Source organism: Mesotoga sp. B105.6.4, from assembly GCF_002896535.1.
Classification (GTDB): Bacteria; Thermotogota; Thermotogae; order Petrotogales; family Kosmotogaceae; genus Mesotoga.
On the sequence record NZ_JWIM01000110.1, the window covers coordinates 1 to 1679 of the forward strand.

General features: G+C 41.9%; 1 protein-coding gene. It reads left to right on the forward strand.

What is annotated here, in order from left to right:
• A partial coding sequence (locus RJ60_RS14870) for a right-handed parallel beta-helix repeat-containing protein (protein ID WP_146028947.1) occupies positions 1-1679 on the forward strand: 1679 nt, incomplete at both ends.

The window sequence follows — 1679 nt, forward strand, 5'->3', positions numbered from 1 at the left end:
CAACTCAAACGCAACTATAGTTAATAGCACGATACATCATAATGCCAATGGTGTCTGGACATCCAGCAACTGCAATATTGAAATCAGCAACTGTGAGATAAGAACAAACATTGATTATGGAGTGCTTCTAGGAAGCAACTCAAACGCAACTATAGTTGATAGTACAATACATCTTAATGCCACAGGAATATCTAACTATGGAACAATGATAATCCGAGGCTGCACTATATCTTCAAGTGGAGGAACGGGAATCTATAGTAATGGAGTCTACATTGAGATCTATGAGACTTTGATAGGAGAAAACTCTTCAACGGGAATCACTCTTCATAACTCAAGTTCAAACTCAAGAGTTCAAAATTGCCACTTCCTGGATAATGGTAGTTATGGCATAGAAGGATACAGATTTGAAGTAATAGATTCCTCTTTTGCTCGTAACGGCAACCATGCAATCAGTGGGTCGAATTGCGTAGTAGAAGGATGTTTATTTACTGAAAGTATAAAGGGGATTCGTGGTTCATCCATAACTGCTGTTAATAATAACTTCGAAGGTGAATTCTGTTCTTCGTTCTATGATGACTACTCGGGAGTATACATAGACGGACAGGCTTTGATTTCACACAACGTGTTCTCAGGTTTCGCAACAGGGGTATGGTTAGCAACTTCGAGTGAAGTGACAATACAGGATAATCTTGTAACGGGAAACTACAGAGGTATCTGCTTTGCAAGTGTTGATGGCCAGAATTTGACTTGTTCAAACAACAATATTTATGGTAATCGAGACTGGAATGTCTACAACGACACTAACCAGAGAGTGGCTATCACTAATTCTTTCTGGGGCACAGATAATGAAAGTACTATAAAGAGCAAGATATTCGATTATTATGAAGATTCTAGCAAGGGTCCAGTGAGCTATACAGGGTTCAAGTCCTCTCTTATTGATGGAGCAACCTCTTCCAAAAGAATAGCTTTGATACCTTATGATAGGCAATCACTGGGGTTTGCCGATGAAGCCACAATAAGCTGGACCGCATACGATCCAGATGGGCTTTTGGAATCGTTCGATCTGTATTTTGGCGAAACTGAGACTCCTGAGCTCTATACTGCAGATGTTATAAGTCCCGTGACAGTTCCCGTTGATCATGCAAAGACTTACTATCTTGGTGTTATGGGATTTGATTCTCAAGAGTCTCTTAAAGCAGAATCAACCGTTTCAGAAATATGCATCGGACTACCGATAGTCTTCGGAGGTAGTAGTAGTGACAGTGGGCTTAGCGTTGTAGAGACATATGACGGCGGATTGGTCGTGACCGGTTATACAAATTCTTTCGGGAATGGAGATCAGGTGTATCTGTTGAAAACCGATTCAAACGGAGACCTTCTCTGGGAGAAGAACTTTGGCGGTACAAGTGATGACTATGGACACAGCGTCGTCGAGACATCTGACGGCGGACTGGTTGTGACTGGTAATACGGATTATTTTGGGAATAGTTATCAGGTGTATCTGTTGAAAACCGATTCAAACGGAGACCTTCTTTGGGAGAAGAACTTTGGCGGTACAAGTATTGACTATGGACACAGCGTCGTCGAGACATCTGACGGCGGACTGGTTGTGACTGGTTATACAGAGTCTTTTGGAAATTGCTGGCAGGTATACCTGCTGAAAACCGATTCAACCGGCA